The sequence below is a fragment of the Siphonobacter sp. SORGH_AS_1065 genome (assembly GCF_030818595.1).
Taxonomy (GTDB): Bacteria; Bacteroidota; Bacteroidia; order Cytophagales; family Spirosomataceae; genus Siphonobacter.
In genome coordinates this window covers 1,879,741-1,896,351 of the sequence record NZ_JAUTAM010000004.1, presented here as the reverse complement: position 1 = coordinate 1,896,351, position 16,611 = coordinate 1,879,741, and the positions used below count along the sequence as shown (strand labels likewise).

The window sequence follows — 16,611 nt, the reverse complement described above, 5'->3', positions numbered from 1 at the left end:
AGAAGAGTATATTTCCCGAAATTAGTAAAATATCTTTTGAGTTATTTGATTAAAGTTCTGCGGGCTTGAGTCTGTTATTCCTTTTTCAAGCTTGTTCATTTCTCTGAATTCATAGAAAAAGTAATCGCCACGGCGAATCGCTATAAAGAAATCCCCTTGTGGGTAGTTTAAGTTTTGGGGTGAGAGCAACCGTCGTTTCATTGAAGCGACGGTTCTTTATTTTAGGCCAATCCGCGTATTTTGCAAGACAATCTTTCTTCGTTCTTATGGCCTTCTACCCTAATAAAGTGGTCTGGATTACCGGAGCGTCCTCCGGCATCGGGGAGGCCCTGGCTCACGCTTTGGCCCGCGAAGGCTGTCGGCTGGTTTTGTCCGCCCGGCGGGAAGCCGAGCTGGTACGGGTAAAAAAAGCATTACCCGTTCCGACAGAAAACGTATGCATTCTACCACTGGACATCACCCATATCGAAGCCTTTCCCGAAGCAATTCATACGGTTCTCCAAACCTTTGGCCGCCTTGATATTCTAATTCAAAACGCCGGCATCAGTCAGCGAGGCTCCGCTCTGGAAAGCCCGCTTGACATTGATCGCCGACTAATGGAAGTAAATTATTTTGGCGTCATTGCCCTAACCAAAGCCGTCTTACCGCATTTCATTCAGCAACGTACAGGGCTCATCGTTCCTATCTGTAGTCTGGCGGGTTACGTAGCCACGCCGGAACGCACGGCTTATGCTGCTTCTAAATTTGCCCTACGAGGCTTTTTTGATGCTCTTCGGGCCGAAATCTGGAAAAAAGGCGTGTGGGTAACCCTCGTTTGTCCGGGTTATGTCCGAACCGCACTTTCACTGAACGCCCTGAATTCCAGCGGAAAAGCTCACAATCAACTTGATAACCACTCCTCCAAAGGACTTTCTGCCGAAAGCTGTGCCGAAGCAATTGTAAAAGCCCTGAAGAAAGGGAAAAAAGAAGTGTGGATTGGCGGTTTTACAGAAGTAATGGGAGCTTACTTAAAGCGGTATGTTCCAGGCTTGCTCTGGTTATTCATTCGCAATTACCGGAGGGTATAGGAATATTCGGAAGAACCGATTTCAACATTTAAATAGCACTATTCATAGGAGTCAGATCCTCTCAGAAGAGCTTATTGCCTTATACTATCAGAATCATATTCCGTTAAAATCCTTAATTCAGAGGGTATATTTATCTAATTATCAGTAAAACCTATGAAGTATACGGAGTTTTGTTAAAAATTAACATTTGATTTGCTTGATATTAGATTCCTATTACATTTGTAGTCTATTGTAATATTCCCTTAACTAAAACTTCATCAATATCATGTATAAATCTACGCTCATTTTGGGAAAACTGTCTCCTCCTTTTCTGGTTTAGTTAATCACTTTTTTCGAAGCAGTACCATCAACCTTTCTGGTTGCTGTTCCGGCATATCCTTTCGCTAGGGTATTCTGTAGTTGTCCCATTTTCTTCTATAAATATATACTCTGATTTCATTCTTAATTCTTAACCAATTCTTTAAACATGAAGAGATTAATACTCTTTCTAAACATTCTGTTTCTGACAGCGGCAGTAGCTGCTTATGGACAGGATCGGGTAGTGACTGGAGTGGTTACTACATCTGACGATGGAAGTACCGTTCCCGGTGTTAGTGTGAGCATTAAAGGAACCAGCCGGGGAGCAACCACTGATGCGGATGGGAAGTATCGAATCAGTGTTCCTTCCGGAAATGTAGTGCTTGTTTTCACTTCCATTGGATTTCAAAAGCAGGAAATCGAGGTAGCCAACAAAAGCGTCATTGATGTTAAACTGATTAACGATTCCAGCGAACTTTCGGAAGTTGTGGTTATTGGGTATGGTACACAAAGTAAGCGTGATGCTACGGGTAGCATTGGTTCGGTTTCCGGAGCAAAGCTTGCTCAAATGCCTAATCAAAGCTTCGAATCAGGCCTGGCAGGTCGTACGCCTGGAGTTCAGATCACGGTTCCCAGTGGTGTATTAAACGCTCCTCCAGTATTCCGTATTCGCGGTACGAACTCCATCTCTTTAAGTTCCTATCCGCTGGTTATCGTAGACGGTGTTCCTACCTTTACAGGGAACTACAGTGCGGGAAATGCTTCCAGTAACCCACTTGCCAGTATCAATCCTAATGATATTGAGAGCATTGACGTAGCGAAAGATGCCGCAGCAACCGCCATCTATGGTAGCCGGGCCGCTAACGGGGTAGTATTCATTACTACCAAAAGAGGTAAATCGGGTAAAGTACGTGTAAGCTACGATGGATGGGCCGGTATTTCCAATACGTACCGTATGCCTGAATTGTTAAATGCTCAGGAATATCTGACTTTCAAGCGTATGGCCATCGCTAACAATCCCAATGCCCGCACGACGACATTAACTCAAACGAACGATGCCAATGGCAATCCTATCGATACGAAATGGCAAGATCAGGTATATCGTCAGGGCGTATCTCATAGCCATAACTTAAATGTATCTGGCGGTAGCGAGACCACGAATTACTACTTCTCTACGGGGTATACCAATCAACAGGGTATTATTCGTAGAAACGACTTCGAGCGTCTCAATGCGTTATTTAACGTGGACAGTAAATTAAGCAAGGCTATTACTATTGGTGGTAAAATTTCTTACTCAAATGAGAAAAACCTAGCAGCAACTTCATCTGGCTCGTTAAGCGGGGAAGCATTTAGCAGTGCAGGTTTAGGTCGCTTGGCCATAGTTCTCCCTCCAATCCTTGCTCCGTATAATAATGATGGTTCCTTAAACATTAATGCAGGGAACGCCGCAATCGGCTCGTCAAACAACATGAGCATCACCAACCTTTCTTATTATAATCCGGTTGCTCTGTTAAATCTAAACCGTTCAAACTCTGAAGTAAGTCACATTCAATCCAATGCTTACATTCAACTAAACCCAGTCAAAGGATTAACGTTGAAGAGTTCCTACGGTATTGATTACATGCTAGTTGACAATGATATCTTTTGGTCACCTTTGACTGGCGACGGTTTCTCTACTAACGGTAATGCTTCGGGTATTTTTGGCAAGTATAAAACATGGCTTTGGACAAATACAGCTCAGTATGATCGTTCTTTCGGTGGAGCTCATAACTTTAGCCTGCTGATTGGTCAGGAACAACAACGTAATACATCCAGAGGTTTTGGTCTGAATCGTCAAAGCATTGCTGATAGACAGTATACTGAATTGCAAGCAGGCTGGAACAATAATAACCCAACTAACTTAGTCTACGGAGAAAACTATTTACTTTCCGTCTTCGGTCGTCTTAACTATAACTACAAAGAAAAATACTACCTAAGTGGTAACTTACGTCAGGATGAATATTCGGCATTGGGGGAGAAAAAAGGGGTATTCTGGGGAGCGTCCGCTGGTTGGGAAATTACTCAGGAAAACTTCTGGAAAAATGCGAAGTTGAATAATATCTTCAGTAGCTTCAAAATTCGTGGTAGTTATGGTAAAGTAGGTAACATTGGTGGAGTTAATGACTACTCTCCTTATTCTTTGTATGGCTCTGGCTACTACGGTGGTTTAGCTACTCTCGGGTTCTCTACGGTTGGAAATCCTACACTTAAATGGGAGACCAGTACTAAAACAGATGTTGGCCTTAATTTCGGTCTTTTCAATGACCGTATTACGGGAGAAGTTGCCTACTACTACAATAACATTAATAACTTAATTTTATACGTTGCTCAGGCTCCTTCGGCAGGCTTACCATCGAACCCTCCGCAAAACGTTGGGACCATGTTTAACAAAGGCCTTGAATTAGCTCTGAATGCCCGAATCATTCAGACGAATAACTTCCAGTGGACTTCAAATTTCAATATTACTTTTAATAAAAATGAAGTTAGCTCTCTGGCTCCGGGCATGAACGTACTCCAAACAGGAACCAGCGGTCTGGAAACGGTTAACCAAAGTGCTCCGGGTTATTCCTTAGGTCAACTTTGGGTAGTCCGTACAGCTGGCGTTGATCCTACCACGGGTAAACGTATCTTTGTTAACTCACAGGGCCAAAATGTGTATTACCAATATTATGTTCCTTCGGGCCAATACAATTATTCAACTACTCCAGACGGAAGAACGAGATATGTAAGCCCAACGGGTGGAACATCTATTACGCAAGCAGATGATGCAGTAATGTATGCAAACGTAATCCCAAAGCAATATGGTGGCTGGGATAACAACTTCAAATTCAAAAACTTTGACTTAGGAGTAATGCTGACCTATCAATTAGGCTTCAACGTTTATTATGGTACTAATGCTGGTTTGCACGATCAGCGTTGGTGGAATAATGCCCGTGATGTCTTAACAGAAGCGTGGATGCAAGAAGGCGATACAGGTAAAAAATATGCGAAACCTGTATTCAACGATAACGTGTCGAATGGCTCAGCCATGCCTTTAGACATCAATGTATTCAGAGGAGATTTCCTGAAACTACGCAACGTTACTTTTGGCTATACTCTGCCTAGTTCTCTTTTGACAAAGGTTAAAATGAGTAATCTTCGGGTTTATGTAAGCGGACAAAACTTAGCTGTATTAACTAAGTACCCCGGCCCAGACCCAGAAGTATCTTCTAATGGCCTGAGCAACTCAAGTCAGGGGGTTGATCGTAACACTGTTGGTAACACCCGTACATTTACGGTCGGTTTAAAAGCTGGATTCTAATTACTAAAGAAGGACATTCATGAAAAAGCATTTCATATACGCATCCATTTTCTGCATGACTGCCTTAGGGATTAGTTCATGCAATAGAGATTACCTTTCTCCTGTACCCGAAACTTCGGTTCCTGCCGAAAGCGGTTTTGCAACGGAGCAACGAGTTACCAATCAGCTGCTGTCTTTATATGAAGCTATGAAGCATGGTAACTTCTATGGAGGCCGTTTCGTTATTTACGGTGATATTCGTGGAGAAGAATTTATTAACGAAACTTCTAACCTGGTTACTGGTTCTGACGTTTGGTCATTAAATCCAACTAACAGTGCTACAGCTGTTGAACGTCTCTGGCAGTATGCCTATCTGACGATTAATAAGTGCAATATCTTTCTGGATGGTATGGCTAGTCAAGGAACATCTGTAGTTGGTAACGATGTCGCTGCTCGCTATATCGCTGAAGCAAAGTTTATTCGTGCGATTAGCTATTACAGTCTGCTTCAGTACTATGCTCGTCCTTATGCTGAAAACAATGGAGGAAGTCCCGGTTTACCTTTACGTCTGAGCGGCATTGTTAATGCTACTGGCAATCTACAGCTTGCTCGTAGTAGCGTTGCTGAAGTATATACCCAGATTCTTAAGGATCTGAATGAAGCTGAAGCCTCTCTTCCCTCGAACTATAGCACTCCAGAGTTAAATACAACACGTGCTCATAAAAATACGGCTATCGCTTTAAAAACAAGAGTGTATTTAACCATGCAAAGTTATGCTGACGTGATAACGGAAGCGAACAAAATAGTCAACTCTACAGCTCCTTTTACAGCCCCTACTGGTGTGGCCAATGCTTTACAGGCAGATATTTCTACAGTATTTAGCACTTTTAATACCACAGAGTCTATTTTATCAATGCCTATGACTGCAACGTCAGGTGATAACCCTGGTACTCAAAACCAGTTAGCCTATTACTATTCGCCGACTGTTGGTAACCGCGAGTATTCATTAAATCCAAATGGTATTATTGCAAATACCACTTGGAAATCGACGGATAAAAGGAGATCGTTTATTGGAACGGCCGCAAACAAAAGCTGGCTTACTAAATATAAGATAGGAACTACTTTCTCTGATTATGTCCCAGTTATGCGTTATTCTGAAGTATTACTGAACTTAGCGGAAGCAAGAGTTCGCACGTCAAATAGCGTAGACCCTCAGGCGGTGGCCCTATTAAATGCCGTACGTACACGTTCTGATGCGACTACTACATTTACTACAACAAGTTTTGCCAACGCAACGGAACTTATTAATGCGATTTTGCTGGAAAGAAGAATAGAATTCTTAGGCGAAGGCTTACGCAATAATGATTTAATGCGTCTGCTACAAACCATCCCAGCCAAAGGAACTATTTCTGCTAAAGCTCCTTCTGAACCAGGTTACATCTGGCCGATTGCAGCTTCTGAACTGTCACTGAATCCACTAATGAAGGACAACTAAGGACGATTAAATTATACACTCAATCCTACTCAAACGACTAGCTCATAAGGCTAGTCGTTTTTTTATGTCGTTTTATCTAATCTATAAATTTCCCGGTCTATTTTATATTTTTTCTTACTCACTAAATTAAGCATAAAATAGAGATACATAGTATTTAATACTCAACCCACATTGAGGGATATGATTCTGCTTCTTTTTGGAATATCCTGAAACGAAAGCAGAAATTAGAAAAAATATTTTCATCATCTGAAAATTTAATATTTGGGATTTATAAAGGCTATTTTTTTCATTTTTAATAAAAAACCACCCTTTAAAGCCTCTATTTATACATTTCTAAAAATTGGCTACCTCGCTTCATAGCTTATTAAAATCTTTCTTCGGCAATTTTTATCCAAATAAAATTTTGCCATTTATTTAAAACCACTATTTTTGTAGCCCATTTTAAAAACGAGCATCAAATCATTTACTTTTTTAGTAATTTATGCTCATTTTAATAAATGATATAGTAAGTAATTTTATTCCAACTTCATCATTTTATGAGCCTATGCAATATCTATCCTTTCTTCATTCAGCATTCATTCCATTTTCCAGCAATTGTCTTTTGCTTACCTAATTAAGCTCTGGTTTTCCAGGAGCTATTTCAGGATTTTACGCGTACCCAATTTGTATTTTCATTCTTAACCAACTATTCATCCACAAACCATGAAGAAACTTTTATTCTTCACGTTCCTGCTGCTTTTCGGGTGGACGGCCCAGGCTCAGGATCGCGTTGTGACTGGTAGAGTAACTTCCAGTGATGACGGCTCACCAATTCCTGGTGTGAGCATTGTAGTGAAAGGCACTACTAAGGGAACTACTTCCGATGCTAACGGTAATTATCGTATAACCATTTCTGATAACGCTACCTCGCTGGTTTTCAGCTCCATTGGTCTTAGTCGGGTTGAAGAAGCCATTAACGGCAGAACAACCATTGACGTAGTATTACAACCTACCTCAGAATCCCTTAATGAAGTCGTAGTAACGGCTCAGGGAATCGAGCGGGATACTCGTTCGCTGGGTTACGCCACTCAAAATGTAAATGGCAGTGCTTTAGCTCAACGTTCTGAGCCTAACGTACTTAACACCTTACAGGGTAAAGTAGCCGGGGTAAACATCACGAGTTCTTCGGGAGCTCCGGGGGCTTCTACCAACATCAACATCCGGGGTATTACCTCTTTCAACGGTAACAACCAGCCTTTGATCGTTGTGGATGGTATTATCTTCAGTAACGATGTAGATAACTCTCAAAATACGCTTTTCGGATCGCAGCCTTCCAGCCGTCTTTCAGACATCAGCCCTGAGAGTATTGAGTCGATCAACGTACTGAAAGGCCCCGCGGCTTCGGTATTGTATGGTTCACGGGCTTCTGCCGGGGTAATCGTTATCACTACGAAAAGTGGTAAAGGTTTGAACGGTAAAACAGAAGTGACGTTTAATTCCTCCGTTAACTGGCAAAATGTAGCTTACTTGCCTAAGTTCCAAAACCGGTATGGCCAAGGTACGCAGAACAACTATGTAAACAACTCTACGGCCTCCTGGGGACCTGCTTTTGGAACGCCTGGTTTTGATAACGTACAGACAGCGTGGGGCGAAACCGTTCCTTATCAGGCCTATCCGAATAACGTTCGTGATTTCTACCAAACAGGAACTATGTTTCAAAACTCGCTGAACATTGCGGGTGGGGATCAGGACAATAACTTTGCCGCAACCATTTCAAGTACCATTCAAGATGGGGTAGTACGCCGTAGTGGATTCGACCGCCATAGTGTTCAGGTAGGGGGTAACTCAAAACTGAAAAATGGGGTTAAGTTAGGAGGAACTATCACTTACGTGAAGTCAGCTCAGACTGGTACAATCATGGGTAATGGGGGTAGTGCCTTTGGGCAGATCACCCGTATTCCCAGAAGCTTTGATTTAGTAGGACGTCCTTACCAGGATGCTACAGGTAAAAGTATCTACTTCGTAAACGGTCAGAACCACCCTTTATGGAGTTTGGAAAACGAATTCTATAAAAGCAACGTTGATCGTGTCTTCGGAAACTTGTCGGTTGGTTATGACATCACCAATTGGTTAAACGTTAGTTACCGAGTAACGGCTGATACGTATACTGATAATAGAAAACAAGTTTTACGCATTGGAGCGGCTCGTGCCCCCCAGGGACAAATCGATGAAGATTTACGGTTCCGTTCAGAATTAAACGGTGACTTATTAATCAATGCGAATAAGAAAGATTTATTCGTGCAAGGGCTGAATGCTACGTTGTTATTAGGTCAAAACCTCAACCAGCGTTCATTCAAACAGTCAGGCGTAGGTGCAGAGGCATTAACGATTCCTGGTTTTGATAACGTAAGCAACGGTTCGGTATTTACGAGCTCTTACGAATCTTCAACCAGAAGAAGACTGGTTGGTCACTATGGTCAGTTATCGCTGGATTATAAATCTTATTTATTCCTGGAGTTATCCGGCCGCGTAGATCAGTCATCTACCTTACCTAAAGGACAGAACGCTTACTTCTACCCTTCAGCAGCGTTAAGCTTCGTTCCTTTGGAGGCTTTCAAAGTTGAATCAGACGTTATTTCGTATGCCAAAGTACGTGGTAACATTGCCCGGGTAGGTCGTGATGCTGATCCCTATCTCTTGCAATCGGTATACACCACGGCTGCGTTTGGTAATAACGTGGCTGACGTAACCTTCCCTTTAAGTGTAGGCGGCAGCAGTATTCCTGGTTTCCAAATCAGCAATCGAATTGGTTCTATGAACCTGAAGCCTGAATTTGTTACCTCTTACGAAGCAGGTCTGAATTTAGGTTTCTTCAACAACCGTTTAGGTATTGACTTTACCTTCTTCAATACCAAAAGTACCAGCCAGATTTTTGACGTAGCCATTTCTAACTCCAGTGGATACGACACGCGTACTACGAACATCGGAGAAATGCGTAACCGTGGTATTGAATTGCAGGTATCAGCCACTCCGGTTCACACCAAATCATTCAAATGGGATTTGATGCTGAACTTTACTCGTATTCGCAATAAAGTTATCTCGATTGCTCCAGGCGTTACTAACTCAACTATCAACGGTGATGGCTTCGTAGGTATCTCTCCATCCATTGCGGAAGGCTATCCTTATGGTGTAATCATCGGAACGGCTAATGCCCGTTCAGAAAGTGGTGAGTTACTGATTAACCCTAACACGGGTGGTTTCCTGCCCGGTATTGCTGGTCAGGTTATTTCAAACCCACAAAAAGACTGGATTGCTGGCTTAACGAACAACTTCTCTTTCAAAGGAATTACATTGTCGGCTCTGTTTGACATCAATAAAGGGGGTCAGATTTATTCCTTCTCTCAAGTTGACATGAGAAGTGCCGGACAAACAGAGATCACGGGTATTGATCGCGATCAGCCTCGTATTCTGCCCGGTGTTATTCAAAACGCTGACGGAACGACTCGTCCTAACAATATCCAGGTATCGGCACAAACGTACTGGGCGGGCTTAGGTGGTTTGGCTTCCGAAGGAGCCGTATTTGATGCTACCGCCTACCGCTTACGGGAGGTTTCTTTAAGCTATGCTCTTCCTAAAACGCTTCTGAGTCGTACTCCATTTGGAAATATTAGTGTTGGCGTGAGTGGCAGAAACTTATGGATGTTTGCTCCTGGTTTCCCCAGCGATCCTGAAATCAACACACAAGGTGCTGGTAATATCCAGGGTCTGGATTTGAACGGGATTCCTACAACTCGCAATTATGGAGTTAACCTTCGTGTAACATTCTAATTATGATTCACATGACATTCTTATCAAGACATAAAAAATGGGTTACCGGGCTGACTTTTGCCTGCTCGCTAGCCACTTTATCTTCGTGTTCTGATTTTTTGGATATTAACCAAACGCCGAATAACCCAACCACCGTTACTCCAGCGACCTTGCTGCCTAGTGGTCTGGTGGGTTCTGCTTTCGCTAATGCCAACGATCTGAACCGTTTTGCCAGCGTCATCATGAGTGTAACTGCCGGAGCCAATGGTAGCCCTGCTACCTGGGACCGGTACAATACAGATGGTTCTGATTTCGGTAACCAGTGGCGTTTTGAGATCTATGCAGGTGCCCTAATTAATTACGACAAACTGATTGAAGCTGCACAGACGACCAACTCCAATGCCTACATTGGAATTGCCAAAATCATGAAGGCCTATACATTTGCGTTGACAACGGATACCTGGGGAGATATTCCTTATTCAGAGGCTCTGAAAGGTGAAGCGAATACGCAACCTCGTCTGGACTCACAGCAGGATATTTACTTAGGTAACAGCGAAAAAGGCATCCAAAGCCTTTTCGACTTAGTAAAAGAAGGATTAGCAGATCTAGAAAAAACCAGCACCACCAAACCGGGTTCTGATGACCTGGTGTACGGAGGTACGATGGATAACTGGAAAAAAGCGGGTAATACTTTGTTATTGAAGTTGGCTATGCAAATCAGCAGCGTTAATCCTGATCGGGCAAAAACCATCATTAACGAAGTACTTCAGGGCAATAACTACATTACCACCAATGACCAGAATCTGGGCGTTAAATTTGGGGGTCAGGTAGGTAGCCAAAGTCCGATTTATACCTATACGTATAACTCATCGTTTAGCACGGATCAGTTGATCAGTACTCGTTTTGTGAACCTGCTTCAGGGTCTGAACGATCCTCGCCTGCCGATTTTCGTTACCAGACCTAGTGGTAGTTACGTAACCATCGATAACGGCTTTGCTGGTTCACCACCACCAGCAACTTCCCGCTCTATGTTCAGTACATACGTAACTGGAGAAAATGGCGTAGGCCCCGTTCGTCTGATTACTAACTGGCAGCGTGCCTTTATTCTGGCAGAAGCAGTAATCCGTTTAGGAACCGCTGGTGATGCTCAGAAATTATACGAAGAAGGCATCAAGGCTTCCATGAGCTCAGCAGGTATTTCAGACGCTGACATTACCGCTTATTTCGCAGCGAACCCAACAGTAGTGACGCTTTCAGGTAGTAACGACAATAAAATAAAGCAAATCATTACGCAGAAATACATTTCTCAGTATGGTAACGGCTTAGAGCAATGGAATGACTGGAGAAGAACCGGTTACCCAACGTTAGCCCAGCACCAAAACGCTGTTGGCGTGGATGGTACTCGTCCGGTACGTGCTCGTTACATTGATCAGGAAATTGCTCGTAACCCTAATTTCCCCAACAACGTTTTACAGAACGTGCGGGTTTGGTGGGACGTTAACTAGTTTCAATTCTAATCATTGACACAAATGAAAAATATATTTCTCATCCTAAGCTTGTGCATGGCCGTCGCTTTTACGTCCTGCAAAAGTGACTACGGAACATTCTACGAAGACAACCGGCCGGAGGTGCCTGTAACGTTTCCAGGGACAACAACGTACGGTTTCAATCCATACATTACTAAGTCTATCAAGGATTCGACTACTGCCTTAGAATTTACGCTTTCGATCCCCGAAAGTAGTGGCCGTACAATTAAAGAAATCACGAAAGTTTCTGCTGGAAGCACCAGTATCAACGCAGGTGGAGTAGCTACGGCAACTTATATCTCCGCTCCTATTGCAGCTACTGGAACCATGGCTAAATTCACAACCAGTCTGTCTCAGTTTAAATCAAAATCAGCGGCAAACCGTGCCCTGGTTGTAGCAGGTGGTGAAATTGCCTTCATGTTCCTGGTAACGCTGGATAACGGAGCAACCATCATTCCCGTACAGGTGAGGGTTCGAATTACGGCTTAAGCCTGATTCTTTCAGTAACAAAAAGCTCGACCGTCATGGGTCGAGCTTTTTTGTTGATTACCCAATCGCCTGGGTTAAATCTTCAATCAAGTCCTCTACATCTTCAATACCCACGCTTAGCCGGATCAGGGTATCCTTTAGCCCTGACTTCTCACGTTCGGACTTAGGAATACTGGCGTGCGTCATACTTGCCGGATGCGTGCATAAGGACTCCACGCCACCCAGCGATTCGCCCAGAGAGAATACGTTAAAGCTCGACATTACCCGAATGGCTTCTTCGTAATCATCGCCTTTGAGTTCGAAAGAAAGCATTCCGCCAAAATCCCGCATTTGCGTAGCTGCCAGCTCGTGACCGGGGTGATTTTTCAAACCGGGGTAATAGACTTGCCCTACTTTGGGGTGATTCACCAGAAATTCCGCTACCTGCCGGGCATTCTCGCAATGCTGCTTCATGCGAATGTGTAAGGTCTTGATTCCCCGCAATACCAGAAAACAATCCTGTGGACCGGGCACGGCACCACAAGCGTTCTGAATAAAACGAAGACGGCTGGCGAGCTCGTCATCATTCAGCATCAAAGCTCCCATAACGGTATCGGAGTGACCACCGAGGTATTTGGTAACCGAGTGCATGACGATGTCGGCTCCTAGATCCAGTGGATTCTGCAAGTAAGGCGAAGCAAACGTATTATCCACCACTGTCAGCACTCCGCGACTTTTGGCTTTCTCTGCTAAAGTCTTAATATCCAGAATTCGAAGTAAGGGATTTGTCGGCGTTTCCAGCCAGAGCATTTTTGTATTTTCAGTAAAAACCGAATCAACTACTGCCGGATCGCTCAGATCGATGAACTTAAATTTAAGGCCAAAGTCTTCGAAAATTCGAACGAAAATTCGGTACGTTCCCCCGTATAAATCATTGGTAGCAATAATCTCATCGCCGGGTTTAAATAACTTCAGTAGAGCATCCGTAGCCGCCAAGCCGGAAGCATAGCAAATGCCATGTTTCGCATTTTCCAGAGCAGCCAAAGCCTGTTGCAAAGCCGTTCGGGTGGGGTTATGGGTTCGGGAATATTCGTATCCTTTATGTACGCCCGGAGCCTCCTGAACGTAGGTAGAAGTCTGATAGATAGGCGTCATAATCGCTCCCGTAGAGGGATCGGGTTCAACGCCGGCATGAATGGCTTTCGTGGCAAAACGCATAAGATTTTGTTCTAATTTTTTCGTAAGTTCGGTAACAAGCTGACTTTAATTTATTCTTTTGTGCAAAAACCTATTCCTTTTAAAAAATTCACCTTTTCCAACCTGTATTTATGAAACCCTTTTTACTTTTTCTTCTATGGGGAGTAAGCCTTTCTTCGGCTTTTGCTCAAAAACTAAAACCTGGTTTTGATGGCGACGAGTACCGGGAAATGATTCAATTATTTCATCAACAGGTAGATACCGCCAAAACTAACATTATTCCCAAGCCCGTCCGTTACGAACGTTTGTACCGCAGCCCTGAATCGGAATTAAAGAATCTTTGGGAGTTATGGAAGCGAACGGATGGCGTTGGTGTAATCTGTATTCGTGGAACTGTTCAGGAAACCCCTAGCTGGCTAGAGAATTTCTACGCCGCCATGATTCCGGCTACGGGCGAACTGAAACTGGGTAACGATAGAGTTTTTCGGTATCAACTGGCTCAAAACCCCAGGGCAATGGTTCATGTCGGCTGGACAATCGGGCTGTCGGATCTAGCTCCGACCATCGTTGAAAAAATTCAGGAGTTATACAAAACGGGTACCCGCGAATTTCTAATCATGGGACACAGTCAGGGCGGTGCTTTAGCGTACTTAACACGTGCGTATCTGGCCGATTTAGTTAATCGCAAGGAAATACCTCAGGATATTCGCTTCAAGACCTATTGCAGTGCAGCTCCTAAACCGGGTAATTTATACTTCGCCTATGATTATGAGTTTTTGACTCGCGATGGGTGGAGTTACACCGTTTTAAATGCTTCGGACTGGGTTCCGGAAACGCCTTTTTCCATTCAGACGCTTTCAGATTTCAATAAGGTTAACCCTTTCGAAAGTATTAGGCCTACTTTAAAAAAACAGCCTTTCATTGCCCGTATCGTACTGAGCCGGATTTTTAATCGGATGGATCGGGCCACGCGAATTGCGGAAAAACGTTTTCGTAAGAATTTAGGAAAGATGATGTATTCGCAAATCAAGAAATACAAAAAGGACTTGCCTCAACCGGATTATGAGAAGGGCAATAACTACATGCGGGCAGGTTCGCCAATTATTTTACAGCCTAACGATGCTTATCGGCAACAGTATCCCGATAGCTCTAAGAATATATTTATTCACCATTTGCTGGTTCCGTATTATACCCTGAGCCAGACGTATTATCCGGGGAAATAACCAACAGATCCTAGAGCCGCGACTTCATCGCGGCTGACTGGGAAATGAAAATCTCTCACCATGGCTGGTGTCCTCACCAGCCATTAATAAAAGCATAGTGGTTGGTGAGGACACCAGCCATGGCGGATGAGCCAGACCTATTATCCGAAAAATAACCAACAGATTCCAGCGAGACGCGACTTCATCGCGGCTGACTGGGAAATGAAAATCTCTCACCATGGCTGGTGTCCTCACCAGCCATCAATAAAAGCATAGTGGCTGGTGAGGACACCAGCCATGGCGGAAAAAATAAGGCAAGGGTAACAAAATTTGCCTCTTACCCAGACGCGATGACGTCACGTCTCTACAGAGATCATCGCACTATTCTATTATAAAACAAGAACGGCCTGGTAAGATTATCAGGCCGCTCCTATTATTCTTCATTCAGGATATAAAATTCATACCGCAGTGGATCGAATGTATCCAGCAACTGGGTAATGAATTTAGGATTGGCCAGATAGAAATTCAGGAAGTTATCGGTGCGTTCCTGCAAGCCGCCACCGGGGAATAGGTGGGCCTTCAGTTCACTTAAATGACGCATATCCGTTTCCTGATTTTGAGCTTCGGAGGCAAAAATTCGTCGATCCAGTCGATCGGACCAATTTTTGAGCTTCTGTTCTTCGGCTTTGATATGCCCGTCCAGCGTTGGATTAACCACCAAAGCTTTCTTCCGAATGCCTTCCATCGCCGCTAAAATTTGCTGGATTTCAGGAGTAATGTCGAGCGAATACGCGGCGTGTTTTTCTACGTACTGCCTCCGTAATACTGCTTCGTTTTCAAATAAATCGCCAATTTCCAATTCCAGATTAGTAATGCGTCGCTGCGTCGCCGGACTAATAACCATCGCAAAATTACGAGGCATCAGAATCGGGAAGGGAATGTGGTAGTGATCGAAAACGGGTTTGAGTTGTAACCAGTACGCCAGCTCGCCCGGCCCGCCCAGGTAAGCCAGGTTAGGCAGAATCACCTCCTGATACACCGGACGCAGAATGACATTCGGACTAAAAACTTCAGGGCTTTCCTTCAGCATTCTTCGTACTTCCGCTTCCGAAAAAGTAAGATTGGTTTCATTCACACTAACACCGTTTTCTTCAGGAATCAGCCGTTCACGCAGGCCATTTTCCAGATAGAAAAAGTTAATTTCACGCGGTGTTACCTGCTGTTTATACCCCAGTTGCTCCAGTTTTTCGGAAGCTTCCTGTACGAGCGTAAATGCCGTATGATTGAAAATATCATCTTCAATAACTGGACGAAATTCGGCTTTCAGAGCCTGATCGTCCGCATCCAGCGAAATCAATCCCTCGGCCCCAAATAATTCGTGGATGTAATACCGAACGGCATCTGCCAATGTTTCGTGTTGTAGATATGCCTGCTCAAAGAGTGGCAATCGTTCGGGAATTTCTTTTAGTAAAGTGGCTAACTCCTTCGGGTTCATCCGGCCCACCGCTCCTTTTTGCTCGGTATGCCAGGTATAGGTTTTGCCCGAAAGGCGAAAATGATTGATTTCCTCAAAATCATGATCTTCCGTAGCCATCCAATAGACGGGAACGAAGGTATATTCCGGGAATTCCTGCTTGAGCCGTTTCGCCAGATTAATTGCCGTTACTAACTTGAAAATTACGTAGAGCGGACCCGTGAAAATATTAAGCTGATGGCCTGAAGTTACCGTAAAGGTTTTGTCATTGAGTAAAACGCTAAAGTCGGGTTTATTCTCAATGGTTGCATATTGTTTTTCGAGGACAGAAACGAGCGTTTTTCGCTTCTCAACATCGATTTTTTTCTGCTCAATTTGCTTTCTAAATCCTTCTAAATCAGGAAACTCTCCATAAAAAGGTTTCAGTTTTTCCTGACCAGAAATAAACTCTTGAAAAAGCGAAGAAAACTGCCGCGTGTGGGCTAAAGAGATACAGCTAACCTGCATAATACCGGGATTTCGAGCCCGAAGTTCGTAAAACGGGACTGGCAAACAAACTGTATCAGGTCTGGCTTAGTTCAAAAAGTTTTCAGGTTGGTGCTTTTCATATATTTCACCCCCGTTCGTAAAGATGCGATTCATCGCCTCTAAGCTTCACTAATTCACTTGTTCACGTTTAAACGAGTACCATTCGCATCCAGACGCGACTCATCATGTCTCTACGAAAAAAGGATTGAAAGCTGACTTTCAATCCTTTTTTCTGTTATTAACTAGCATTGC

8 protein-coding genes and 1 pseudogene are annotated in these 16,611 nt (G+C 43.7%); 7 read left to right on the top strand and 2 right to left on the bottom strand.

Annotated elements, in window-relative coordinates; translation table 11 throughout:
* Nucleotides 1-266: 266 nt before the first annotated feature.
* The 6 genes from QE390_RS08580 (at nt 267) to QE390_RS08555 (ending at nt 11,979) form a co-directional block, all read left to right on the top strand.
* Nucleotides 267-1,067, top strand: coding sequence for an SDR family oxidoreductase (locus QE390_RS08580; protein ID WP_307141840.1), 801 nt, complete (start codon nt 267-269; stop codon nt 1,065-1,067).
* A gap of 466 nt (nt 1,068-1,533) precedes the next feature.
* Nucleotides 1,534-4,704 carry a TonB-dependent receptor gene (locus QE390_RS08575; protein ID WP_307141839.1) on the top strand — a complete coding sequence of 1,057 codons (3,171 nt, stop codon included), beginning with the start codon at nt 1,534-1,536 and terminating at the stop codon, nt 4,702-4,704.
* Nucleotides 4,705-4,723: 19 nt separating this feature from the next.
* Nucleotides 4,724-6,178: a RagB/SusD family nutrient uptake outer membrane protein gene (locus tag QE390_RS08570; RefSeq protein WP_307141838.1), complete on the top strand. Its 1,455-nt coding sequence runs from the start codon at nt 4,724-4,726 to the stop codon at nt 6,176-6,178.
* 702 nt (nt 6,179-6,880) lie between these two features.
* The gene (locus QE390_RS08565; RefSeq protein ID WP_307141837.1) at nt 6,881-9,985 is read left to right on the top strand and encodes a SusC/RagA family TonB-linked outer membrane protein; all 3,105 of its coding nucleotides are present in this window, start codon (nt 6,881-6,883) and stop codon (nt 9,983-9,985) included.
* Nucleotides 9,986-9,996: 11 nt separating this feature from the next.
* Nucleotides 9,997-11,469 carry a SusD/RagB family nutrient-binding outer membrane lipoprotein gene (locus QE390_RS08560; RefSeq protein WP_307141836.1) on the top strand — a complete coding sequence of 491 codons (1,473 nt, stop codon included), beginning with the start codon at nt 9,997-9,999 and terminating at the stop codon, nt 11,467-11,469.
* 24 nt (nt 11,470-11,493) lie between these two features.
* Nucleotides 11,494-11,979: a hypothetical protein gene (locus QE390_RS08555; protein ID WP_307141835.1), complete on the top strand. Its 486-nt coding sequence runs from the start codon at nt 11,494-11,496 to the stop codon at nt 11,977-11,979.
* Between the two features lie 57 nt (nt 11,980-12,036).
* Here QE390_RS08555 and QE390_RS08550 read toward each other — a convergent pair.
* Nucleotides 12,037-13,179 (bottom strand): annotated as a pseudogene (locus QE390_RS08550) (cystathionine gamma-synthase); the annotation flags it as partial.
* Nucleotides 13,180-13,286: 107 nt separating this feature from the next.
* Between QE390_RS08550 and QE390_RS08545 the strand changes: the two are divergent.
* On the top strand, nt 13,287-14,378 hold the full coding sequence (locus QE390_RS08545; protein WP_307141834.1) for a lipase family protein: 1,092 nt from the start codon (nt 13,287-13,289) through the stop codon (nt 14,376-14,378).
* Between the two features lie 412 nt (nt 14,379-14,790).
* On the opposite strand, the gene bshC is transcribed toward QE390_RS08545, so the two are convergent.
* Nucleotides 14,791-16,383 carry a bacillithiol biosynthesis cysteine-adding enzyme BshC gene (gene bshC, locus QE390_RS08540; protein WP_307141833.1) on the bottom strand — a complete coding sequence of 531 codons (1,593 nt, stop codon included), beginning with the start codon at nt 16,381-16,383 and terminating at the stop codon, nt 14,791-14,793.
* Between the last annotated feature and the right edge of the window lie 228 nt (nt 16,384-16,611).

Bases quoted from the DNA above. Each gene is read 5' to 3' on its own strand.
- QE390_RS08570 (WP_307141838.1), top strand. From the start codon at position 4,724: ATGAAAAAGCATTTCATATACGCATCCATTTTCTGCATGACTGCCTTA.
- QE390_RS08555 (WP_307141835.1), top strand. From the start codon at position 11,494: ATGAAAAATATATTTCTCATCCTAAGCTTGTGCATGGCCGTCGCTTTT.
- QE390_RS08565 (WP_307141837.1), top strand. From the start codon at position 6,881: ATGAAGAAACTTTTATTCTTCACGTTCCTGCTGCTTTTCGGGTGGACG.
- QE390_RS08580 (WP_307141840.1), top strand. From the start codon at position 267: ATGGCCTTCTACCCTAATAAAGTGGTCTGGATTACCGGAGCGTCCTCC.
- QE390_RS08560 (WP_307141836.1), top strand. From the start codon at position 9,997: ATGACATTCTTATCAAGACATAAAAAATGGGTTACCGGGCTGACTTTT.
- QE390_RS08575 (WP_307141839.1), top strand. From the start codon at position 1,534: ATGAAGAGATTAATACTCTTTCTAAACATTCTGTTTCTGACAGCGGCA.
- QE390_RS08545 (WP_307141834.1), top strand. From the start codon at position 13,287: ATGAAACCCTTTTTACTTTTTCTTCTATGGGGAGTAAGCCTTTCTTCG.